This is a genomic window from Paraburkholderia sediminicola (assembly GCF_046030555.1).
Taxonomy (GTDB): domain Bacteria; phylum Pseudomonadota; class Gammaproteobacteria; order Burkholderiales; family Burkholderiaceae; genus Paraburkholderia; species Paraburkholderia sediminicola_E.
Genome location: NZ_JAQQCH010000042.1, coordinates 17792 through 41022 on the forward strand (window position 1 = coordinate 17792; position 23231 = coordinate 41022).

The 23231-nt window shown below is 61.6% G+C and carries 22 protein-coding genes; 8 read left to right on the top strand and 14 right to left on the bottom strand.

Annotated features, from left to right (window positions below):
• Positions 1–3: 3 nt before the first annotated feature.
• Positions 4–729, top strand: coding sequence for a phosphorylase (locus PQQ52_RS33250; protein ID WP_408221050.1), 726 nt, complete (start codon positions 4–6; stop codon positions 727–729).
• Between the two features lie 448 nt (positions 730–1177).
• Here the strand turns inward: PQQ52_RS33250 and PQQ52_RS33255 are convergent, their stop codons facing one another.
• Positions 1178–2167, bottom strand: coding sequence for an MlaA family lipoprotein (locus tag PQQ52_RS33255; RefSeq protein ID WP_408221052.1), 990 nt, complete (start codon positions 2165–2167; stop codon positions 1178–1180).
• Between the two features lie 2 nt (positions 2168–2169).
• Entirely contained in the window at positions 2170–4785 is a 2616-nt protein-coding gene (gene hpnN, locus PQQ52_RS33260; protein ID WP_408221054.1) for a hopanoid transporter HpnN, read from the bottom strand.
• Between the two features lie 213 nt (positions 4786–4998).
• On the opposite strand from hpnN, the gene PQQ52_RS33265 reads away from it, so the two are divergent.
• The gene (locus PQQ52_RS33265) at positions 4999–5604 is read left to right on the top strand and encodes an MlaC/ttg2D family ABC transporter substrate-binding protein (protein WP_408221056.1); all 606 of its coding nucleotides are present in this window, start codon (positions 4999–5001) and stop codon (positions 5602–5604) included.
• A gap of 118 nt (positions 5605–5722) precedes the next feature.
• Here PQQ52_RS33265 and hpnH read toward each other — a convergent pair whose 3' ends face one another.
• Positions 5723–6883: an adenosyl-hopene transferase HpnH gene (gene hpnH / locus PQQ52_RS33270; RefSeq protein WP_408221058.1), complete on the bottom strand. Its 1161-nt coding sequence runs from the start codon at positions 6881–6883 to the stop codon at positions 5723–5725.
• 10 nt (positions 6884–6893) lie between these two features.
• A complete protein-coding gene (ispH, locus tag PQQ52_RS33275; RefSeq protein ID WP_408221060.1) occupies positions 6894–7838 on the bottom strand; it encodes a 4-hydroxy-3-methylbut-2-enyl diphosphate reductase in 945 nt (314 codons plus the stop codon).
• 365 nt (positions 7839–8203) lie between these two features.
• On the opposite strand from ispH, the gene hpnC reads away from it, so the two are divergent.
• Positions 8204–9070, top strand: coding sequence for a squalene synthase HpnC (hpnC, locus tag PQQ52_RS33280; protein WP_408221062.1), 867 nt, complete (start codon positions 8204–8206; stop codon positions 9068–9070).
• Positions 9070–10242, top strand: a complete 1173-nt coding sequence (locus PQQ52_RS33285) for a glycosyltransferase (protein ID WP_408221064.1) — start codon at positions 9070–9072, stop codon at positions 10240–10242. The genes hpnC and PQQ52_RS33285 overlap by 1 nt, the downstream gene beginning before the upstream one ends.
• A gap of 100 nt (positions 10243–10342) precedes the next feature.
• Here PQQ52_RS33285 and PQQ52_RS33290 read toward each other — a convergent pair whose 3' ends face one another.
• On the bottom strand, positions 10343–10915 hold the full coding sequence (locus PQQ52_RS33290; protein WP_408221066.1) for a hypothetical protein: 573 nt from the start codon (positions 10913–10915) through the stop codon (positions 10343–10345).
• A 181-nt stretch (positions 10916–11096) separates the two neighbouring features.
• Complete coding sequence (gene hpnA / locus PQQ52_RS33295) at positions 11097–12107, bottom strand: hopanoid-associated sugar epimerase (RefSeq protein WP_408221068.1); 1011 nt, start codon at positions 12105–12107, stop codon at positions 11097–11099.
• Between the two features lie 319 nt (positions 12108–12426).
• On the opposite strand from hpnA, the gene PQQ52_RS33300 reads away from it, so the two are divergent.
• Positions 12427–12720 carry an acylphosphatase gene (locus PQQ52_RS33300; RefSeq protein ID WP_408221070.1) on the top strand — a complete coding sequence of 98 codons (294 nt, stop codon included), beginning with the start codon at positions 12427–12429 and terminating at the stop codon, positions 12718–12720.
• A 136-nt stretch (positions 12721–12856) separates the two neighbouring features.
• Here PQQ52_RS33300 and egtD read toward each other — a convergent pair whose 3' ends face one another.
• Complete coding sequence (egtD, locus tag PQQ52_RS33305; protein ID WP_408221072.1) at positions 12857–13840, bottom strand: L-histidine N(alpha)-methyltransferase; 984 nt, start codon at positions 13838–13840, stop codon at positions 12857–12859.
• 583 nt (positions 13841–14423) lie between these two features.
• Between egtD and rarD the strand changes: the two genes are divergently transcribed.
• Positions 14424–15320, top strand: a complete 897-nt coding sequence (rarD, locus tag PQQ52_RS33310) for an EamA family transporter RarD (protein ID WP_408221074.1) — start codon at positions 14424–14426, stop codon at positions 15318–15320.
• Between the two features lie 102 nt (positions 15321–15422).
• On the opposite strand, the gene PQQ52_RS33315 is transcribed toward rarD, so the two are convergent.
• Positions 15423–15974, bottom strand: a complete 552-nt coding sequence (locus PQQ52_RS33315) for an Mpo1 family 2-hydroxy fatty acid dioxygenase (protein WP_408221076.1) — start codon at positions 15972–15974, stop codon at positions 15423–15425.
• Positions 15975–16065: 91 nt separating this feature from the next.
• Between PQQ52_RS33315 and PQQ52_RS33320 the strand changes: the two genes are divergently transcribed.
• Positions 16066–16779 (top strand): Crp/Fnr family transcriptional regulator, encoded by a 714-nt coding sequence (locus PQQ52_RS33320; RefSeq protein ID WP_408221078.1) that lies wholly within the window; start codon positions 16066–16068, stop codon positions 16777–16779.
• A gap of 204 nt (positions 16780–16983) precedes the next feature.
• Entirely contained in the window at positions 16984–17532 is a 549-nt protein-coding gene (locus PQQ52_RS33325; protein WP_408221080.1) for a transglycosylase SLT domain-containing protein, read from the top strand.
• Between the two features lie 51 nt (positions 17533–17583).
• Here the strand turns inward: PQQ52_RS33325 and PQQ52_RS33330 are convergent, their stop codons facing one another.
• The 6 genes from PQQ52_RS33330 to PQQ52_RS33355 all read right to left on the bottom strand — a co-directional run.
• Positions 17584–18468, bottom strand: a complete 885-nt coding sequence (locus PQQ52_RS33330; protein ID WP_408221082.1) for a 4-hydroxy-tetrahydrodipicolinate synthase family protein — start codon at positions 18466–18468, stop codon at positions 17584–17586.
• Between the two features lie 2 nt (positions 18469–18470).
• Positions 18471–18818, bottom strand: a complete 348-nt coding sequence (locus tag PQQ52_RS33335) for a hypothetical protein (protein WP_408221084.1) — start codon at positions 18816–18818, stop codon at positions 18471–18473.
• 297 nt (positions 18819–19115) lie between these two features.
• On the bottom strand, positions 19116–19484 hold the full coding sequence (locus PQQ52_RS33340; RefSeq protein ID WP_408221086.1) for a hypothetical protein: 369 nt from the start codon (positions 19482–19484) through the stop codon (positions 19116–19118).
• Between the two features lie 264 nt (positions 19485–19748).
• The gene (locus tag PQQ52_RS33345; protein WP_408221088.1) at positions 19749–21140 is read right to left on the bottom strand and encodes an aspartate aminotransferase family protein; all 1392 of its coding nucleotides are present in this window, start codon (positions 21138–21140) and stop codon (positions 19749–19751) included.
• Between the two features lie 124 nt (positions 21141–21264).
• Complete coding sequence (locus tag PQQ52_RS33350; RefSeq protein WP_408221089.1) at positions 21265–22770, bottom strand: aldehyde dehydrogenase; 1506 nt, start codon at positions 22768–22770, stop codon at positions 21265–21267.
• Positions 22771–23035: 265 nt separating this feature from the next.
• A partial coding sequence (locus PQQ52_RS33355) for a hypothetical protein (protein ID WP_408221091.1) occupies positions 23036–23231 on the bottom strand: 196 nt, incomplete at its 5' end.

Here is a 23231-nt window from a genome sequence, read left to right on the forward strand (position 1 = left end):
CGGATGGCGCTTTCGACAACGCCGTCAGCCGGGGCCGGCCGCAGCACCTTGCCGGTGATCGTGGTGACGGGTATGGCGTTCGAAGCGCGTATCGCGCGCGGCAAAGGTGTTGAGGTGGTCTACGCGGCTCGCGCCGATCTGCTGGAGCGGGCGCTGAGTACGGCGGTTGCGCGCGGCTGTTCGGGGATCGTTAGTTTTGGGACGGCGGGGGGTTTGGCGTCCGACCTGGAGCCGGGCACGCTGATCGTCGCGGAAGCCGTCGAGGGGCCGTTTGGGCGGCTCGAGACCGATCGGTCGTGGGCTGACAGACTCGCTGCCGCGCTGGCGACTGGGCCGCTTGTGGCGCGTCTGCGGCGCGGGCTGGTGGCTGCTGTGACCGCGCCTTTAGTCACTGCCGACGATAAGCGCGTGCTGCATCGCTCGACGGGTGCTTTGGCGGTTGATATGGAGTCGCATATTGCCGGTGCGACGGCGGCCGCGCATGGTTTGCCGTTTGCGGTGTGTCGTGCGATTGTGGATCCGGCCTGGCGGACGCTGCCTTCTGCTGCAACCGCTGGGTTGCGGGATGATGGCACCACTGCGTTGGGGCCGATTTTGCGGGAGTTGCTGCGGCAGCCTGCGCAGATTGGGGCGCTGATTCAGGTGGCCGTTGATGCGCGGGCGGCGCGGACTTCACTCGTGCAGGCGCGGCATGCTATGGGGGAAAGTGGGGTTTTGCGGTTTTCTTGATCTGGGTTTTTGGGGTTTTTTGTTCGCTTGGCGGTGCTTTGTCTGTTTGCCTACGGCGTTGGCCTTTCCTTGTTTTCTTATTGGTCTATTAGCGTTCGCCCCTGTGCGGGGCAGGCACTTACTTTCTTTGCCGCCGCAAAGAAAGATAAGCAAAGAAACCGGCTCACACCGCTAGCTTATAAGCGGGCCCACCGCGCAGTTGCGGTAGTGGTGCATCTGGAATCTGTGCTCTCGCACATTCGGACTGGTGACAAGGGCGTCATTCTTCGGGCGGCGCTGCGCGCGCCGAAGGGTGCTTCCCGTCTGGTTTGCTCGGCATTACTGATCGCAATTGGCGGGCGCACCGTTCCTGTTCGTTTTAATTCCCGCCGTTTCCCCACTCTAATTTCCCAGTTCGCTTTTTAAGGTGACCCGGCGCTCCGTAGCGTCGGGTCACCTGCTCCATCCCTTACTGGGTCGCCGGGACTGCTTCCTGCGGTTTCTTGTCCGTCGGCGTGGTTTGCGGTGCCTGCGTCATTGCACCCGATGCCGCTGCAGGCGCCGCCGCTGGGGCGTTTGGCGTGTCGCCCGGGTCCGTGTAGGTCGGTACGCCCGCGGGGGCGGCTGTGGCGCTTCCTGACGCCGCGTTAGGGGCTTGCGCCGCGTCGCCCGGGTCCGCGTAGCTCGGCAACCCTGCGGCCGCGCCTGAAGCGCCCTTGGCAGGTGCGGCTGCGCCGGAGTCGCCCTCCTGGTCGTCGTAGTTCGGGAGCGGCGCGGCGTTGTCACCCGTGCCGCGCAAGCGCGCTTTACGCTGCTGCGTATAGGCGTCGCGAACGAACGAATATTTGTCCAGCGCGGCCTGTTGTAACAGGTCGGAGGCGCCCAACAGGTCGGAACGCACGCTCACGAACTGCAACACGTACAGCGGATTGCGTACCGCTGGCTCGATGTAGTTCAGCGGGTTGAACTTCACGTCCACCACGAGGCCCATGCTGTCACGCACCGTGCTTGGACCAAACAGCGGCAAGACTAGGTACGGGCCCGACGGGACGCCCCAGTGGCCCAGCGTCAATCCGAAGTCCTGGTGGTGCTTCGGCAGACCGGCCGGCGTGGCCCAGTCGATCAGGCCGCCAAGCCCAAAGGTCGAGTTGAACGCGAAACGCACGAAGTCCTCGGTCGCGTCGGTGATCTTCAACTGCAACAGGTTGTTGGCGGCGTTGGTCAGGTCGCCCAGATTCGAGAAGAAGTTGCTCACCGCCGTACGCAACGGCTGCGGTGTCACCTTCTGGTAGCCCTTGGCGACCGGAACAGCGACGAAGCGGTCCAGGCCGTCATTGAAATTGAAAATCACGCGGTTCGCGGGCTCGAACGGGTCGCCCGGTTTGCGGTCGGGGCCGGTCGCGCAGCCAGAGATCAGCCCGGTGGCGATCAGCGCCAGCACAGTGTTTTGCAGCTTCATGCTTATATTCCTTTGTGCTTCGCGCGACGTTGGCGCGGCTTGCCCATCAGTACGGGTTGGAATACCACCGCGCCGATCAGCGTGCAAAACAACGAGAGTGCCAGCAAGCGTCCCATACTCGACGTCCCCGGATGGTGCGACAGCCAGAGGCTGCCGAACGCCGTCGCCGTGGTCGCCGCGCTGAACAACACGGCATGCGTGAGGCTCGACTGCAAAAGGCCAGTCTGCCCGTGGCGCCACGCCATCACGAAGTAAATCTTGAATGCTACGCCGACGCCCAGCATCAGCGGCAACGCAATGATGTTCGCGAAGTTCAGCGGCATGCCGAACACTACGCACAACTCCAACGTCACCAGCGCCGACACCAGCAGCGGAACCAGGGTGCGCAGCATGTCGCTGAGCCGCCGCAGCGCAATCCACAGCAGGATCGCAATCGACAGCAACGCGTAGCCGGCGGCCTGAAGGAACGCCTTGATGATCGTGTCCGCGGAATGCAGGATCGAAATCGGCCCGCCGATCGCGTCAGGTTCGGCTTTCTTCACCGCGTGCGCGAAAGCGGCGAGCGTCGCGTCGTCGTTCGGATCGGCGCCGGGCTTGACCTTCGGCGCGATGTCGACGAGTGCGCGGCCGTCCTTCGACACCCAGCTCGTGGAGATCTCCTTGGGCAGGTTGTCGCGCGTAATCTCGGTCGGCTGCAGCAGATCCGCCAGTTGCTTCAGCGCGATGCGCAGCGGCTCGGACATCGCGGTTTCGGCACGGTCGCGCGTGCCGGCGTCGGCGGCAGCCAGTTTTTGCAGCGTTGCGGACAGATGCTTGGCTTCCGCGGCGCCCGGACCCGGATGGTCGTCAGCGGCGAGCGAGAGCTGGTTCGACGCGCGCTTCAACGCGGCGACGCGTATCGCGTCCGTAGCTTGAGGCGCGGGCTGTTGCTGCAGCGCGGGCAGCAGTTGCTGCGCGGCGCTTGCAACCAGCATCAGCTTTTGTTGCTGCTCGGTCGGAACGAAGGTGTCCAGCGTGGTGACGCGGCCCACTTCCGGCAGCGTGCGCAGATGCGCGGCTTTCTGGTCCGCGTCGGCAAGCGTGGGCGCCAGCACGTGCACATTGTTGACCGCGGCTTCCGGCGAATCCTTCAGCGACAGCAGCGTCGCCATCGACTCCGTATGCGGGTCCTTCAGATGCAGCGGATTGAAGTCGAAACGCAAATGCGTGAGTAGCGGCGTGGCGCCGATCACGACGATCAGCGTTCCGATCAGCACCGGCTTGCGGTGATGATCGAGGAAATCGTCGACGGGTGCGAGCTGTTTGAAGCCGGGCGAAACGGCTTCGACCGGCGGGTTGAAGAGTTTCAGCAGCGCCGGCAGCAGCGTCATGTTGGTGAAGTACGCGACGAACATACCGACGCCGGCGATCTCGCCCAATTCCGACACGCCGCGGTAAGCCGTCGGCAGGAACGAGAAGAAGCTCAGCGCGACCGCCACCGCAGCGAGCGTCAGCGGCACGCCGATGCTGTGTGCGGTGTGCATGAGGGCGGCGGAAAGACGGTCGTCGCGATTACGTTCCTCACGATATTTGACGCCGAACTGCACGCCGAAATCGACCCCGAGTCCGACGAACAGCACCATGAAAGCGACCGAAATCATGTTCAGCGCGCCGACCAGCAGCAGGCCGAGCGCCGCGGTGATCGCGAGGCCGACGAACAGCGTAATGAACACGGCGAGGATCATGCGGCCCGAACGCAGTGCCAGCCACAGAATGACCAGCACGACAATGAAGGTGCCGATGCCGTTGAGCACGGCGCCGTCCTTGACCGACGCGAATTCTTCGTCTGCGAGAGGCTGTTCGCCGGTCAGGCGGACCGTGGCGCCATAGCGCGTGTCGAGGTGCAGCGACGCGGCGGTGTCGCGGATCGCTTTCGACGCCGTCGCGCCCGGTTCCAGCGCGTCGTAGTTCACGACCGGCTGCACCGTGACGAAGGCGCGCGCCGGATCCGTGGCGGCGCTCTTGTCCACCAGCGCGCGCCACGAGAATGCCGCCGGCTGGCCGGCCAGCACGCGATCGAGCGTGGTTGCGCTTTGCGACAGTAAATGGCTCATGTCGGCCAGCTTCACCTGACCCAGTTGCAGCGGCAGCAACAGGCTCGTGGTGAGCGTGCCGGCGAGGCCGGTCAGGCTCGGATCGTGCGCAAGGGCATTGACGAGCGGGCGCGACTGGACGAGCTGCGAGGTGGTCGACATCACCTCATCGGTTGACGGGAACAACAGGCCATCGTGTTCGAAGAACGGGCCGCCGGCGGGCTGCGAGACCGCGACGAACTCCTTCGGATCGGCTTTGAGCGCGGCCGTCAGGGCACTGGCGGCCGCGTCGGCAAACTCCGGCGCGCGGGCTTCGACCACCACCAGCACGGTTTGACCGCGATCCGGGAAGGCCTTGTCCATGGCATTTTCGAGCGACGACCATTGCTTGTCGGTCTCGATAAGCTTGCTGATATCGGTGTTGATCTTGAAGTGATCGGCAACGTAGAAGCCGCTCGAAACGGCGAGCACAAGAGACAGGGCGATGATCCGTAACGGATGGCGCACCGAATAGGCGACGAGACGGACAATAGATGACTTCAGCATGTAGGCGGGGGTAGCCTTATCACAGACGGTGTTTTTGACGAAAGTGCACAAGTATACAGAGCCGGAGCGACTCGGCTCCACTTCGGCAGCAAGGACGGCTCCCGGGCGGCGCGGCCGGGGGCGGGAACGCAATATCGGTATACTGGTCTATCCAGCTTTCGCCACGGGCTCATGAGCCCGCCGGCGCTTACTTCCAGGGGTTTTGGCGAGCGTATGAAACGTTATCTGTCTGCTTTTCTGGCTGCGGCCGTAGTGTCCACTGCGGCATACGCACAAAGCGCGCCTGATGCGCTGGTGAAGAGTGCTGTCGAAGGCACGGTTGCCGCGATGAAGGCCGATCCGCAGGCGCGCGGCGGCGATATGGCGAAGATTACCGAGCTGGTTCAGACGCGATTTGTGCCGGCTACCGATTTTCAGCGGACCACGCGGATCGCGGTAGGGAAGGCATGGAGTACGGCGACCCCCGAGCAGCAGAAGCAACTGTATGAGCAGTTTACGCTGCTGCTGGTGCGCACATACGCCTCCTCGTTGTCGCAGCTGCGCGATCAGGATGTGAAATTCAAGTTTCTGCCGGTCAACGTGCCGGCCGGCGCCAAGGACATCGTTGTGCAGTCACACGTGATCAGCAACGGCGGGGACGATGCGATCGATTACCGCCTGACCAAAGGCGCATCCGGCTGGAAGATTTACGACATCAACATGATGGGTGCCTGGCTGATTCAGGTTTATCAGACGCAGTTTGCCGATCAGCTTTCCAAGGGCGGCGTTGATGGGCTGATTAAGTTCCTGACGGCGCATAACGCACGAAGCGCAGGCTGACGTAACGCAAAAAGAGAAAGCACAAAAAAAAGCGCGGTGGCAATCATGCCACCGCGCTTTTTTCTACAGAACATGCACATCATGGGACGGACAGAACCGCCCCAATGATATCGACAGCTTAGTGTGCCGAAGCCGAAGCAGCCGTCTGCACCTTCTTGCCCTTTCCTGCACGCCCGATCTCTTCGAGCTTGATCTCGACGTGCCGCGAGAACACGAACTCAGCGGGGCGCTGCTTATCCAAAGGAATATCCTTGGTGAAGGCACCGGAAGTTTTCGGGCCACGCAGGCTGACCTTCAACGCCTTCAACGGATGCGCCACCGTATCCATCACGGCAGTCGCTTCGAAGCCGCAGTGCACCATGCAATCCGCGCACTTCTCATAGTTACCCGTACCGTAGTTGTCCCACTCCGTGGTGTCCATCAGTTCCTTGAAGGTCTTTACATAGCCTTCGCCGACCAGATAGCACGGCTTCTGCCAGCCGAACACCGTACGCGCCGGGTTGCCCCAAGGCGTGCACTCGTACGTCTGATTGCCGGCCAGGAAGTCCAGGAACATCGCGGACTGGCTGAACGACCAGTTCTTGCCATTGTTGCCGCGCTTGAAAATTTCGCGGAACAGATGCTTGGTCTTGTCGCGGTTCAGGAAGTGCTGCTGATCCGGCGCGCGCTCATAGGCATAACCCGGCGAGACGGTGATGCCGTCCACGCCCATCGGGCCGAGCGTGTCGAAGAACGCAGCAACGCGTTCCGGCACTGCGTCGTTGAACAACGTGCAGTTGATGTTCACGCGGAAACCACGGCGTTTCGCTTCCTTGATCGCGGCGACTGCCTTGACGTACACACCTTCCTGCGACACCGAGTGATCGTGCGCCTGCTCGTCGCCGTCCAGGTGAACCGACCAGACGAAGTACGGATTCGGCTCGTAGTCGTCCATCTTCTTTTCCATCAGCAGCGCGTTCGTGCACAGGTACACAAACTTCTTGCGCGCGATGATGCCCTTCACGATCTGCGGCATTTCCTTGTGCAGCAGCGGTTCGCCGCCTGCAATCGAAACGACCGGTGCGCCGCATTCGTCGACTGCGCCAAGGCATTCTTCGAGCGACAGACGCTGATTCAGGATGGGATCCGGATAATCGATCTTGCCGCAGCCATTGCAGGCAAGATTGCAGCGGAACAGCGGCTCCAGCATCAACGCGAGCGGGTAGCGTTTATTGCGCGAAAGGTGCTGACGCATGATGTATGCGCCGACCCGGACTTTCTGTAGCAGCGGAATAGACAAGACGTCCTCCTTAAACTTCGCGTGCAGCGAGTGGTTGCATCAGTTTCGATGGCAACTTGAATTCGACTTTCTCTTCACGGCCCGCCATCGTCGTGACATCGACGGGCCCCAATGCGCGCAGCGCATCGATTACGTTCTTCACCATCTCTTCCGGCGCCGAAGCACCGGCTGTGATGCCGACAGTCTGCACATTCGCAAACCACTCCGGCTTCACCTCCGAACCGTCGGCGACGAGATAACTCTCCACGCCGCTTTCACTGCCGATTTCGCGCAGCCGGTTCGAATTGGAACTATTGGTTGCGCCCACCACCAGCAGCACGTCGACTTCTTTGCTCAGTTCGCGCACCGCCGCCTGACGGTTTTGCGTGGCGTAGCAGATGTCGCGCGTGTCGGGACCGACCATGTCCGTGAAACGGCGCAGCAAGGCATCGATGATGCCACGTGTGTCGTCGACCGACAGTGTGGTCTGCGTGACGTACGCGAGCGGTGTATCGAGCGGCAGGTCCAGATGGGCGACCTCGGCCTCGCTCTGCACCAGCAGCACCTTGCCGGGAATCTGGCCGATCGTGCCTTCCACCTCCGGATGGCCCGCATGGCCGATCAGGATCAGGGTACGACCCGCAGCCACATATTGGCGCCCTTGCACGTGAACTTTGGTCACGAGCGGGCAGGTCGCGTCGAGCACGTCGAGGCCACGCTGTTCCGCGTCGCGCTCGACGGTCTGCGCGACACCATGCGCGCTGAAAATCGCCACGGCGCCTTGCGGCACTTCATCGAGTTCTTCGACAAAGCGCGCGCCTTTCTGGCGCAGGTTGTCCACCACGTGACGATTGTGAACAATCTCGTGGCGAACATACACGGGCGCGCCGTGCTGCTGTAACGCGCGGTCGACGATCTCGATCGCGCGAACAACCCCTGCACAAAAGCCGCGGGGTTGAGCAAGGATGACTCGCATAAATTGGCGAACTCCGACTGACGCGGGTTTCGAAGAAGTCGGTAACTATGACTTTATCGCCGCGACCATCTATTTAGTTGACGTCTTGAGCCCCGGCGACGAGCCGGTACAGCAAAACCAAACGCGCATTCTAACGCTATCAGGCCGGCTCTGCTCTGGCGCGCCTGCTCAGGTGTTGGCGCCGGCCGCCGCGCCGCGGGCCCGCTGCCCGGTAGCCCTATCCATGGCGCATGCGGCAATGCGCGGGTGGCAATGCACGGATGGCAATGATTACGCGCTGCACCGGTTTGGCGGAACCCTTAAACTACATGGTCCTGCGGCGCACATTTGTGGCCGCATTACAGAATGGTTTCGAGGCTCGCTGGATGGACGTCGATCAATACGAAAATTTTCCGGTCGCGAGCGTGTTGCTGCCAAAGGCGCTGCGCGCGCCTATCGACATTGTCTATCAGGTTGTCCGCACCGCCGGCGACATTGCCGATGAAGGCGACTGGAGCCCGGCCGAGCGGCATGCCCGCCTCGCCGACTTCCGCGCCGGCCTTGACGCGGTCGCGCAGCGGCGCGCGGCGCCGGTGCACCCGCTGCTGTTCGGCAAGCTCGCGGGCGTGGTGGCCCAGTATAAACTGCCGCTCGCGCCGTTCTACGATCTGCTCCACGCGTGCGGGCAGGACATCGACACCAACCGTTACGCGGACCGGGCCGCGCTGCTCGACTATTGCCGCCACTCGGCAAGCCCGCTCGGGCATCTGATGCTGCATCTGGTGGGCGCCGCCACGCCGGAGAATCTCGCCGACGCCGATGCGATCTGCACGGCCTCGCAACTGATCAGCTTCTGGCAGGACGTCGCCGCCGACTGGAAAAAGGACCGCGTGTATCTGCCCCTCGCGGATCTGCAGCGCTTCAACGTGACCGAGGCGCAGATCGCGCAAGGCGTCGTCGACGATGCCTGGGTCAAGCTGATGGCCTACGAGATTTCGTTCGTTCGGACCACGCTGGTACGCGGCGCGCCGCTCGCATTGCGGATCCCCGGGCGCCTGGGGATCGAGCTGTGCGGCGCCATCCACGGTGGCTTGCGAATCCTCGAGCGGATCGAGAAGGCCGGCTACGACGTGTTTCGCGAGCGGCCGGTGCTCAATACTTTTGACTGGTGCGTCGTCGCGGTACGCACGGTGGTGATGCGCCTGTCGCGGCGCGTCGGCGTAGAAGCGGGTTCACTCGAGGGTAATGCTTAATGGTGGTGGTTCTGTTTCTTCTTTCGTGTCTTTCCCTGCTGATCTGGTGTGTGTTGCTGTTCGCGCGCGGCGGTTTCTGGCGGGCGCGTCCCGCCACGCCGCTCACGCTCGAACCCCGTGAAACCTGGCCGGCGGTCGCCGCCGTGGTGCCGGCACGCAATGAAGTCGATGTGATCGCGCAGGCGGTCACCACCCTGCTCGAGCAGGACTATCCGGGCGAATTTCACGTGATCGTCGTCGACGACCACAGCACCGACGGCACCGCCGACGCCGCCCGCGCGGCCGCGTTGCAGCTGCAATGCCCCGATCGCCTGACGGTGCTCAGCGCGAAGCCGCTGCCGCCGGGCTGGTCCGGCAAGGTGTGGGCGCAGTCGCAAGGTATCGAGGCGGTGCGTACGCTCGGTCTGCCCGCAGATTTTCTGCTGCTGACCGACGCCGACATCGGCCATCCCGCGGACGCCGTCACGCAACTCGTCGCGCGTGCGGATGTGGAAAAGCGCGATCTCGTCTCGCTGATGGTCCGCCTGCGCTGCGATTCGTTTTGGGAGAAGGCGCTGATTCCGGCCTTCGTGTTCTTCTTCGCCAAGCTGTATCCGTTCTCGTGGGTCAATAACCCGCGCAACCGCACGGCCGCGGCTGCGGGCGGCTGCATGCTGGTCCGGCGCAGCGCGCTCGAAGAGGCCGGCGGCATCGAGTCGATTCGCGCCGAGCTGATCGACGATTGCAGCCTTGCCGCGCGCGTCAAGCATCGCGGCACAGGGCGTCATGCGATCCGTCTGGATGTGGCGGCGCGCAGCGTGTCGCTGCGTCCTTACGATAGCTGGCGTGAGATCTGGAACATGATCGCGCGAACGGCCTTTACGCAGCTGCATTATTCGCCACTGTTGCTGGCGGGCACGCTGCTGGGCATGACGATCATCTATCTGATGCCGCCGGTAGCCGCCTTGGTGCTCGGACCGCTGGGCTGGCCCGCATGGCTTGCCTGGGCGCTCATGTGCTGCGCGTATGCGCCGATGCTCAGCTACTACCGCCGTTCGCCGCTGTGGGCGCCGTTCCTGCCGCTGGTGGCGTTGTTCTATGTCGGCGCGACGTTTGCGTCGGCGGTGCGTTACTGGCGCGGTAAGGGCGGGCAATGGAAGGCGCGCGTGCAGGCGCCGGTGCAGGAGCGCTGAGACGCGCACGCCCAGAGATTCATCGGACGAAAAGAAAAGCGGCGCTCAGGCGCCGCTTTTTTTACATCGTCCTTTACTCGACCGTTACTCGATCTTTCCATCAGCCCTTGGTGAGCATCATGTACATCTGGATCACCATGTCGGGCGAAAACGTGAATGGCACCCAGCCGTGGCCGGTGTGGCGCATGACCAGCAAACGGTCGCCATTCGACTGTTTCTGCACGGCCATGACGGGATTCTTCGTCGATACGAAGCGCCAGCCTGGCGGGATGCCCGGCGGCGGTTCCGGCGTCATCGAGGCGCGCGCGTTCGACAATTCCTCGATCAGTTGCCCAATCTGCTCAGCGCGCAGCGCGACCGTCTGACCACCGATCGTCATGGTGATCTCGTTCTGCGCGGGGCGGTTGATTTCGAGCGTGGGCGGGACAGGTGCGACGGGTTCCGCAGCCGACTCTTCCGTGGCCACCGGCGTCTGTTCCGCTGCGGCTACCGCGTCTTCAGTGCCGATGCGTTCTACTTTCGATACGGACGAGACGTGGTTTGCCGCCGGCGCTTCCTGCGCTTGGGTCTCTGCGGGTGTCTCGGTGATGTTTTCGGCCTGCGGGGCCACGACAGCCTGGATGAGCTGATCGACGCCCATTTCCAGCGCGCCGAGCTGATCGTGAAGATTCATGCGAGGTTTCTCTGGTAAGACCCACGATTTTACCTGTTGCGCGTAGGCTTTTACCTGTCGCAAACACAGTGACGTTGTAACAAAGTGCGTGCAGGCTACAGCGACGCTGTTTGGCGCGGCGTAGCTTGTGCGACCTGGATGATGCGGCCTACGCGGGACGGCGCTGCTCATCCTGCCCGCGTCAGGACTTCAAATACCCGGCTTGCCGGAACCAGTCGATCGCATCGCTCAAGCCCTCACGATAGGGTCGCGCGCGATAACCGAGTTCCCGTTCCGCCTTCGCCGACGTGAAGTACATCTTGTTCTTCGACATCTTCAGACCATCGACGGTGAGGAACGGTTCGCGCTTCGTGATCCTGGCGACCGCTTCGGCGCCCGCGGCGAGCGGATAAAGCGGCCAGCGCGGCAAACTCAGCGTCGGCGCCTGGCGGCCGGTGAGCGCCGCGATATCCGCGAGCATTTGTTGCAGCGGCAGATTTTCGCCGCCGAGAATGTAGCGTTCGCCGATCTTGCCGCGTTCGAGCGCGAGAAAATGGCCAGCGGCCACGTCGTCCACGTGCACGAGATTCAGTCCCGTCTCGACGAACGCGGGAATCTTGCCGAGCGCCGCTTCGACGATGATGCGTCCGGTCGGTGTCGGCTTGACGTCGCGCGGACCGATCGGCGTCGACGGATTGACGATCACGGCGGGCAGGCCGTCCTCGGCGATCATGCGCTCCACCGCTCGCTCGGCCAGCACCTTGCTGCGCTTGTACACGCCGATCGCCTGGTCGGCTTTGAGCGGGGAGGTTTCATCGGCGGACTGGCCGGAACTGGTGACTTTCAACGTCGCCACGCTGCTTGTGTAGACAATACGTTCGACGCCTTCCTTCAACGCCGCGCGCATGGTTGCCTCGGTGCCTTCGAGATTCGAGCGCTCGATTTCGCTCGGGTCCGGCGCCCACAGACGATAGTCGGCCGCCACGTGCAGCAGATAGCGCACGCCGCGCAGCGCGTTGCGCATCGACGCTTCGTCGCGCATATCGCCGATGACGATTTCCGCATCCAGCGCCTCGACGTTCTTACGCGGACTGGTGGCGCGCACCAGCACGCGCACCTTGAAACCCTTCTGCTGCGCGATGCGCGCAACCGACGAGCCGACGAAGCCGGATGCGCCGGTCACGAGCACGAGATCGCGATTCTGTTCGGTCATTCTCTTTCATTCCCTGCGTGACGGTCGACGGATTGTACGTGTCGCGCACGCCGTGTGTCGCGCCGGGCGGTCCAGGCGCGCAGGCGAACCCGGACGAACTCAAGCGCCGCCGAGCATTCTCGCCGCGACGCGATTAGAATGCTCGGCTTGAAAGATTTGCGTTGCAAGGGACCGGAGTAAGTGCTTTGCATGGGACCGGAGTAAGAGCTTTGCATGGGACCGGAGTAAGCGCTAAAGCGCTAACCCCGGCCGACAGCTAAAGCGCTAACCCCGGCCGACAGCTAAAGCGCTAACTCCGGTCGACACTGGAGAGGACGGCATGGCCCCAGATCTGGATCAGCGGATCGAAACGTATTACGTGCGAGTGCACGGCACCGTGCAGGGCGTTGGCTTTCGCCACGCCACCGTGCGGCAGGCGCACGCGCTTGGTATCAAAGGTTGGGTGGCGAATCTCGACGACGGTTCCGTCGAAGCCATGTTGCAGGGCTCAGCCAATCAGGTCGACCGGATGCTGTCGTGGCTGCGTCACGGCCCGCCGGCGGCACGCGTGACCGAAGTGGCCGGCGAAGAGCGCGCGACCGAAAAGCGTTATGAGCGTTTCGAGCAGCACTGAGCAAGTGGACTTCGAGCAAAAAAGGCGGCGCGCCATCACATCGATAGCGCGCCGCCTTGCAGTTTGCGTGTCCTGTTTGTCAGGCAAATGGGCCGATAAGGTTTAGCACCTGAAGCATCTAAAGCACCTACCGCGACTATCGCGCCACCAGCAAGCTCTCAGCGAACCCCCATCCATCTTCGATCCACTGATGGCTGCACACGAAGCCCGCATCGTCGGCGATCGCGGGCATCTCGTCCGCGCGATATTTGTGGCTGCTTTCGGTCCAGATCGTTTCGCCTGCCTTGAGCGAAACCGTCAATTGCGCGGCGCCCACGTGCGCGGTGACATCGCGTTTCGCGCGCAGATGCATTTCGATGCTGCGCGCGTCCGGATTGAAGCGCGCCACGTGCTCGAACGCATCGAGCGGAAAATCGCCGTCGAGCTCGCGGTTGATGCGCGCCAGCAAATTCAGATTGAACGATGCGGTTACACCGATCGCATCGTCGTAGGCGGCTACCAGCACGGGTGTCGGCTTGATCAGATCCGTGCCGAGCAGCAGCGCGTCGCCGGGCGCGAGCATGTTGCGGATGTCGCGCAGGAAGCGCGTCGCCGCGAGTCTGCCGAAATTACCGATCGTACTGCCAAGAAACAGTACGAGTAGCCGTTCGTCCGCCGCGCGATTCTTGCTCACTTCGGCCAGTCCGGCCAGGTAATCGCGTTCATAACCAACGATCGAAATTCGCTCGATGTCGCCGAGTTCGCGCCTGCATAACTGCAACGCGCTGCGCGAAATTTCAATCGGGCAGTAAGAAGTGGGGCGCTTTTTACACAGCGCTTCCAGAATACGCCGCGTTTTGCGGCCGCTGCCGCTGCCCAGTTCGGCGACGGTCACGTCGTGCGGCAGATGCGCGACGATGTCCGCTGCGTGCTTCGTGAGCAGCCGCTCCTCGGCGCGTGTCACGCCGTATTCGGGCAGAACGGTGATCACTTCGAACAGCGCGGAGCCGACTTCGTCATACAGATACTTCGACGGCAGCTCTTTCTGCGGCGTATGTGTAAGTCCGGCGCGTACTTCGGCGGCGAAGGTAGCGCGGGATAGATCGGGCGATGCGTCGTGCGATAGGGCTGGCTGGGTCATGCTGGCTCCAGTAGTCACATTCGATGAGCAGGATTGCTGGCCGGGTGACGGCAGGCGCAATGAAACGCAGTTGCTGCGTGCCGCGGAAAGAAGGGCGGACTCAGTCCACTTGGACTGCCCTTGCCGGCCCGGCGCGTTGATGTTGCAGATGACGGTTGCGACGGCCGTGCAAGGTATCTCGGATCACATTGCAATAGTGCCGCCAGACTTCGTAGCAAGATTCGAGCTTGAGCAGTTCAGCGAGAAGTTGCCGGTACGGAAGCTACGGATTCGCCTGTTGCGCGTGAAGTTATGTTCTAGTGCATCGGCGCGTGATGCGCACGGGAAAAATTGCTGCCTGTTGCAAGGGACACGCGGGCACGGTGGCGGGGAACCCGTCTAGAATGCCCGCTTGCATCGCATATTGAAGATAAAAATGCAGCGCTTGATCCGCACTGCCTGGCGCACGGCCTGTTTGTGAGACTTTACTTCTAATGACAACAATTCGACGCGCGCAGCCGTATGCTGCGCCGCACACACCTGCATCTGAATCAGCTTGCGCATCTGTACCGTATGCCGAAGCGATTGCGCCACGGGTCGAGCAATGAACCAGTATGACCCAAAGCGCGGTATCGCGTTGTCGGTCGGCGCGTCGGCGATGTTTGCTTTACTGTCCGCTTACGCCAGGCTGCTTGCGCCGTTGAGCGGTCTCGACATTTTCGCGTGGCGTATCGTGTGGACCGTACCTGGGGCGTTATTGCTCATCGTATTGCGCAAACGCCTGCCGATTCTCCGGCAACTTCTTTACCGCATGGTGACGGAGCCGAGGCTTAGCGTGGCGATGGTTGTCAGCGCGGTTTTGCTGGGCGCGCAGTTGTGGGTGTTTCTCTGGGCACCACTGCATGGGCGCATGCTTGAAGTCTCGCTCGGCTATTTTCTGCTGCCGATGGTGATGGTGCTGGTGGGGCGCTTCTACTATCACGAGCGCCTCGACGGCTTGCAATGGCTAGCGGTTATCTGCGCTGCTTTGGGTGTCGGGCACGAGCTGTGGATGACGGGCGCGTTCTCGTGGCCGACCGTGCTGGTCGCGCTCGGCTATCCGCCGTATTTCGTGTTGCGCCGCAAAATCAACCAGGATTCGCTGGCAATGTTTACGGTGGAAATGGCGTTGCTGCTGCCGGCGGCAGCTGTGTTCATCGTCATCGGCGGGTCGTTGACAATGATCGGCGGACGTATCGATATGTGGTGTTTGCTGTTGCCGGGGCTTGGCGCGCTCAGCACCATTGCGCTGGCTTCGTATCTCAAGGCGAGCCGTTTATTGCCGGTCGCATTGTTCGGCATCCTCGGGTATGTCGAGCCGGTGCTGCTGGTGCTGGTCTCGATCACGTTGCTCGGCGAGGTGCTCAGCGCCGCTCAGTTAGCCACGTATGTTCCCATCTGGATTGCGGTTGCGCTGACCGCATTGCATAGCGTACGGCTCGTTCGGCTTGCGCCGCGTTGAACCGTGTTGGTTGGTGCGTGTTGGTTGAAGCGCGGCGGATAGCTGCATCGGGACGGCGCGCAGTGTTGAGCGTGGACCGCCGAATCAGGCGCCGCGGTTCATTCAGCGATGCACGGCCGCGCGATCCGCATTGATACGCGTCGCGCCGACTTGCGCCTCGATCGCTTCACGCAGCGCGGGCCGCCAGCCGAAACCGAACAACGCTTCAGCGAGTACGAATAGCGGCCCAATCAGCAGACCGACCACATCGTCGACAAATGCCGGCTTGCGATGTTCGTATGCCACATGGCCGATAAACTGGAACACCCAGCCGACAACGAAGAGGCCGATGCCCGAGGCGAGCCAGGTGAACGTAGTTTGCGCGGCGAGCCACTGGCCGCATGCGACGCACACTACCGATACCACGGCCATCATCACGCCGAGCGGCACGTCGAGCACGAGGTAATAGACGGTCGCCACCGCGAACAACACCCACGCGGGCGACAAGGTAAATGGGAACGCAAATGGCAGCGCACCCGGGCCAAAAGCCGGCCGGCTCAACAACACAGCCAGCGCCAGCACGATCATCGGAATGCCGATGAAATGCGTGGCGATATTGCGCCGGTCGCGGTGGTAAGCCGCATATTGCGTAAGTTGCTGCGTCAGCGTTCTCATGTATGCCGCTCCTCGATCAAAGTCAGCATAATCGCGGTCAGCGGAATTTGAAACCATCGGGTAGCCGACAATCGGGCACGGATGCCGTCCTATGAATGCAAGTTTTTCATCGAATGAGCTGGCCCACCTGCTCGAACGCAGTGCGTGGTTTCGCTCTGCGCCTGCTGCCATGCGGGTGCAGCTGATCGAAGCCGGGCGCGTTGAGCACCTGGCGGGCGGCGAACGGCTCTTCACGCGTGGCGATTCCGACGATGGCCTCTATTGTGTGCTCGACGGTCTGGTGCGAATCGGCGCGGCGAGTTCGGCCGGCAAGGAAGCATTGCTCGCGGTCATCGAGCCGGTCAACTGGTTCGGCGAGATCGCGCTGTTCGACAATCGCCCGCGAACCCATGATGCGTATGCCGAACGCGATTCCGAGCTGTTTCATGTGCCGCGCGCCGCGCTTGCCGTGCTGCTCGAACGCACGCCCGAGTATTGGCATGTCTTCGGCTTGCTGTTGACGCAAAAGCTGCGCCTCGCTTTCGATGCCATTGAAGAAGCCGCTTTGCTTCCCGCCGCGCAGCGCGTGGCGCGTCGCCTGTTATTGATGGCAGGTGGTTACGGCGAGCCCGGCGCGTTGCGGCGTGTACTCAAAGTGCCGCAGGAAGATCTGGCGATGATGCTGGCTTTGTCGCGGCAGACAATCAACCAGGTGCTCAAGCAGTTCGAAACGCAGGGTGCGCTGAAGCTGGGCTATGCGGAAATTGAAATCGCCGATGTGCAAAAGCTCAGCGCGCTAGCCGATCTGCGTCCGGCTGCGGATTGATCGATCTGGATCGCGCAGAGGTCGCGCGCGACGACGCATCTTTATAAGCATTTTACGGCGCACCCCTATTTCTTTGGCGATTCGCTACACCGACACCGGTAAGGTCGAGGCACCCGGTCAGGAAGCGAAAATATGCATGGAAATAGCGCTCTGGATGGCGTCCAAACACAGCGAAACCTTCGTCCGAGAGTCGGTCTGAAGGCGATGCTTGCAGCGATCGTCCTCTCGTTTTCTGCGACATCGCAAGCCGCCGATGTTCAGCAGTCGGCATTGGCCGCTTCAACGCCCACTTCAATGGCCGCAAGCGACGCAGCGGCTGACAGTGGCTTGCCGGCGCTTAGCGATATCACCGCCATGCTGCGCGCCCAGTTTCGCGTTGCACCGATGGAATCCATGAAGATCGCGCGCGCGGTGTTGATCGAAGCCGACCGCCACGGCATCTCGCCGATATTGCTGCTTGCCGTGATGTCGGTCGAGTCGAGCTTCGATCGCTACGCGGTCAGCATCGCGGGCGCGCGAGGGCTCATGCAGATCTTGCCCGCGGCGCATCCGCAATTGATTGCGGGCACAACCGACTTGTCCGATCCGGCGATCAACGTGCGGATCGGTTCGACCATCTTGCGCGGCTACCTCGATGAAAGCGGCGGCGATCTCGACGCCGCGCTGCTTCGCTACAGCGGCGGTGGCCGCGGCTACGCACGGCGTGTCGTGCTGCGGATGCAGCGCCTGGACGCAAGTTTGCGCCGCGAATGATGAACTGATTCGCGGCGCATTCGTCGTCAGACCTGCTCGATTTCTCTCGCGTTAGCTCATCGCTCCGGCAAACTCGGCGCGCAGGTCTTGCAACCTGTCGCGCGCGGTGCTCAGGCGCTCGACCAGTTGTGCCGAAGCGCGTGTAATCGGCATACGCGTTTCGTCGGTCATCGAGTGATCGAATGCCAGCATCGCTTTGATCGCGGACGGATTGGGCGCGGCGAACAGCAGACGCAACACGGGCAGCAAGCTGGCGAACAGATTGCGCTCGTCCGGGTCGCGATCAGCCCGGATCAAATCCTGTACGGCAACCAGAAGGTCCGCGCAAACATGTGCGCTTGCCAGAATGCCGCCTGTGCCGCCGTTGTTCAAGCAGTCGTCCAAGGCTTCATCGGTGCCGCACAGTACGTTGATCGGCAGGTCGCGCAGTTTGGTGAAGTGCTCCTTCACGCATTCCTTGATCGCGACGATGTTGCTGTACTCGACCAGGCGCGCAACCGTGTCCGGCTCGATCGTTACGCCGGTTCGATGCGGCACGTCATACAGAACGACAGGCCGCTCGGTGGCGAGTGCGGCCTGTTCGAAATGCCACTGCACGCCGGCTTGATCCGGACATACGTACGACGGAGCAGACACCAGGTAACCCGCGCAGTTCCAGCGTTCATGGCGCTGAATATCGTGCAGGACGTCGCGCGTATTGGCGCCGCCGACGCCGATTAGCATCGGCAGACGGGAGCCGATCACGTCGGTCAGCGCCTGCAACACGGTGAGGCGTTCGGATTCCTGTAATAAAGCGGCTTCGCCCGTCGTGCTCAAGGCGACAAAACCGCTGATTTCCGTGCGCAGGTAATAGTCCGCGAGGCGCTGCAATGCGTCGACGTCGACTTCGCCATGACGAAACGGTGTAACGATGGGCAACCAGATACCGGAAAACATGATTAGCGCGCCTTTGCGACGGCATGGCGGCGCTTCAGTGGTCCGATCAGTGCTGCGGGGAGTGTCGAGATCAGCGTATGCAAGGTGAAGTCGAGGTCGTCGAGTGCAATGTCGAGTTGCACGCGTACTTCTTCGCGGACGGCCTCCGTGCTGACGACATACACGCCGAGCGGAGAATGAAGCAGTGTGCGGAGTTGGGTGCCAGGAAGATCGTGCGCAGGGTGGGGCAGGGTGACCTGCAAGCGGGCACGGGCCGCGGGGAAGGGAATGACATTGTTGCGTTGGGGCGGGACCGGCGGCGCGCAGAGCGGCTGCGTTTCGAAGCTGTTGATTGATTGCGTGAGAGCCATTTGTTTCGGCGTTCGTTGACGCCATGGTTGATCAAGACAGTTCGAGATTAGACGTCTACGGGTAAACGCAGTGCAAAAATTGAGGTGTCCGCTGAAAAAAACATGCGAGTTCGACGAGTCGCTCGAATTGAATCAGGTGCCGTGCTGGCAAATTAACCTTGCGTGGACTTCAACCCGGTTCATGCGACGCGCCCATAAAAAAAGGCGAGTCGTGAGACTCGCCCTCCCTGAACGGCAGCGTTCGGCTTCGATTAACTACGCATGCGTGGCCGGTGTGTGCCGAAAACCGATCACGTGTTATTGCGTCTTCGTCGTGTCGGTCTTTGCGCCGTCGGCTTTTGCCGGGGCATTGCTGGCCTCTTTCGCGCTTTCCGTTTTGGTCTTGCTTGCGCTTGTGTCGACAGCAGTCTTCTTGGTGGCTTTATGCATCTTTGCCGTGTGGCTGGCGGAAGCCTTCTTCACATGCGCCTTTGCCGCGGCCTTCGTCGGCGCTTTCGTCGTCGCTGCGCCGTTATCGGCGCCGGTTTGCACGGCGGTGCTCGCCTTCAGATTTGCTTGACCGGCGGGCTGCGTTTGCGCGGGTTGCGCGGCCGACGGCGCTGCGGTTTGTGCGAATGCGGTCGACACGACGAGAGCGGAAGCGAGAGCAGCGAAAAGCGTCTTCATGATGTAACTCCTGGTTAAACCGGTTGTTTCTTGTGTCGCGGCTGAAATGTTTCAGCGCTGCCGGTTTAACGTTGGCCGGAAGACAGCAGTTGACGATGCTCTGGTGACAAAACGTAACGGCGGATACATATTGCCGTGTGCAATTCGAACGTGATCTGGAGAAACGGGTGGGCGGGGAGCGTGCGTTCGCTTTGATATGAGGCGTGTGCCGTTCAGCCGCCGCCACCGGCGCCGAGCTGAAGCGGCACAATTCTTAAAGCAGGATTAACGGGTGTTGCCGAGTACCTTCTGTGCGGTCGCATCGACGGCCTGCCGCATCTTGTCGACCAGTTCGTCGATCTGCGCATGGTCGATTACCAGCGGCGGGGCGACGATCAGCCGGCCGTTCGTCGAGCGCACGATGGCGCCCAGCTCGAAGCCGACAGTCCGGCTATGCCAGGTCAACTCGGCTTCGTCGCTAAAGCGTTCGCGCGTGGCCTTATTCTTCGCGAACTGTATCGCGGCCACCGCACCCACGCCCTGGATCTCACCGATCAACGGGTGATCGGCGAAGGCGTCACGCAATGCCTTCTGCAAATACGGACCGGTATCGTTCTTCGTGCGCTCGACAAGACGGTCTTTCACGAGGACATCGAGATTGGCCAGCGCGACCGCCGCTGCAACCGGGTGACCTGAGTAGGTCAGTCCGTGTGCGTAGACACCGCCTTGTTCGACGAGTGCCTCGCCGATCTGCCGGCTCATCATCAGACCGCCCATCGGCACGTAGCCCGACGTCAAACCCTTCGCAATACAGATCAGATCGGGCTCGAAACCGAAATGCCGGTGCGCGAACCACTCGCCGGTTCGCCCGAAACCGCCGATCACTTCGTCCGCGCACAACAGCACGTCGTACTGACGGCAAATACGCTGGATTTCCTGCCAGTAGCCGTCCGGCGGAAAGATCATGCCGCCCGCCCCCTGGAATGGCTCGGCGACAAAGGCGCCGACTCGGTCCGCGCCCAGTTCGAGAATCTTCTTTTCGAGCGACAACGCGGCCTGCTTGCCGAATGCCTCAGGGCTCAGATCGCCACCGTTTGCGTACCAGTAGGGTTCGTCGACATGCGTCACGTTCGGAATCGGCAGATCGCCCATCTCATGCATGAACGCCATGCCGCCCAGCGACGCGCTGCCGACTGTCGACCCGTGATAGCCATTGATTCGCCCGATCAATACCTTCTTGTTGGGCTTACCCATGATGTCCCAGTAGCGCCGCACCGTGCGAATGAGGACTTCATTCGCCTCAGAGCCTGAGTTCGTGTACACGACATGACTAAAACGATCGCCCAGTAGCGAGAACAGTCGTTCCGACAATTCGATCACGGCGGGATGCGTGGTGTGAAAGAACATGTTGTAGTACGACAGTTCCTTCATCTGCCGTGACGCTGCGTCGATCAGTTCCTGACGGCCGTAACCGACGTTGGTGCACCAAAGGCCAGACATGCCGTCGATGTAACGGTTTCCGTCGTTATCCCAGAGATAGACACCTTCGCCTCGCACCATCACGCGCGGCCCTTCGTTGTTCAGGGCTTTCTGATCGACGAAGGCATGCAGGTGATGGGCTGCATCGCTTTGTTGGTAATCGCGAGTGGCGCGATGCGGGAAGTTAGGAGCATTCATGTTCAAGGTTCCAGTTGTGTAACGGACGGATGTGGCCTTTCATGTCCCGGTGCGGCGAGTGGCACGCACCCAGGCTGTACTCTCAGGCTCATTGCAGAGTGATTTCAGGCGTTGGATCGCCGGATCAGTAGCTGATCCACGTCGTTTTTAGCCCCGTGTATTTGTCGAGTGCGTGCAACGACAGATCGCGGCCGAACCCGGATTGACGGAAACCGCCAAACGGGGTTTGCGCGCTCAATGCGTCGACGGTGTTGACGGAAACCGTGCCGGCACGCAAGCGCGACGCCACGCGATGCGCACGTGCCAGGCCGCCCGTCCAGACCGACGCGGCGAGTCCATAAATCGAATCGTTGGCGAGCGCGATTGCTTCGTCTTCGGTGTCGAATGTGAGAACCGACAGCACCGGCCCAAAGATTTCCTCGCGCGCGATCGGATCGCTTGCGTTCACATCGACAAAGATGGTCGGCTCGATGAAATACCCCTTGCCGTCGACAAGCCGTGTTCCGCCACCGGTCGCCAGCGTCGAACTGGTGCGCCCTCGCGCGATCCATTCTTTTACCCGCTCGAACTGCGTACGGTCGACGATTGCGCCCATGCCGCTGGCAGGATCAAGCGGGTCGCCGGGCATGAAGTCGCGTGAATGGGCGATCAGGCGATCGACAAATTCATCATGAATCGAGCGATGCACCAGCAGTCGTGAATTAGCCGAGCACACTTCGCCCTGATTGAAGAAGATGCCAAAGCATGCTTTGCGGGCCGCTAGATCGAGATCGTCCGCGTCTTCGAAAACCAGATTCGGACTCTTGCCGCCGCATTCGAGCCAGACCTGCTTCATATTCGATTGCGCGGCGTATTCGAGAAACTTCTTGCCGATGGCCGTCGATCCCGTAAACGCCAGGACGTCAACGTCCGGATGCAATCCGAGCGCCCGTCCTGCGGTTTCGCCGAAGCCGGGTACGACGTTCAGCACGCCCGGCGGCAGTCCAGCTTCGAGCGCGAGTTCAGCAAGACGCAGGGCGGACAGCGGCGATTGCTCCGCGGGTTTCAGCACGACACTATTGCCTGCTGCAAGTGCAGGAGCAATTTTCCAGGCCACCATATCGAGCGGGAAATTCCACGGCACGACCGCGCCGACCACGCCGAGCGGCTCGCGTGTGACAAAGGCGAGATTGCCCGGATCGGTCGACGCGACCTCGCCGTTCACTTTATCTATCGCCTCGCCATACCAGCAGAACAGGCTGCTTGCGGCCGGCACGTCGATCTCGAAGGCGTCGGCCACGCGTTTGCCCATGTTGAGCGAGTCGAGCAGGGCGAGCTCCGCGCCGTGGGACCCAATCAATGCACCTAGCCGGCACAAGACACGCTTGCGTTCCGCCGGCGGACAACGCGACCAGTGCCCTGCATCGAACGAGGCGCGGGCCGCACGAACGGCGTCGTTAACCTCGGCTGCGCCACAGGATGCAACGTTGGCAATCACCGTCCCGGTTGCCGGATTGATCGCCTGGAAGGTCTTGCCGTCATGCGCGTCTGTGAATCGGCCGTCAATGTGTGCCTGCGCGCGCGGGAGAACTTCTGCGGCCAGTCGCCGCCAGTCCGCATGGGTGTGGATATCAGCTGAAGAATGACTCAAGGAATAACTCCGGTCTGGCGATGGGCAGGTCTACCTGCCCATCTCGTGTATCAATGATCGAGACAGCTACTGCTCTAGCACCTTACTGTCGACCAACAAAAAGGGATCGGAAAGAACAGATTTGCTCTTCATTGCATCTGTTTTTCCTATCCATTTTCAGAGTTGCATTTATTTCTGATCTCTTTCACGGTTTCGTTGCTCGAACGCCGGAACAGCCTGTGAACCGGGTACTAATAGGCCGGAAGAAACGGGGCGTTTTTGCATCTTAAAAAACTATCCATAAGGTAGGAAAACTATTTTTATTCAATAAATGCGCGATGCTACGCTCCGTCCGTCGTTCGCCGCAGAGCCCTTGCATCTGCAGGTTTGCGGTACCAGGAACGCCATGTTGTGTGAGACGCACGCACAGAAGATGTTGTGCATAGCAACGGTGGGTGGACGGATAAAGAGCCATGAACGAG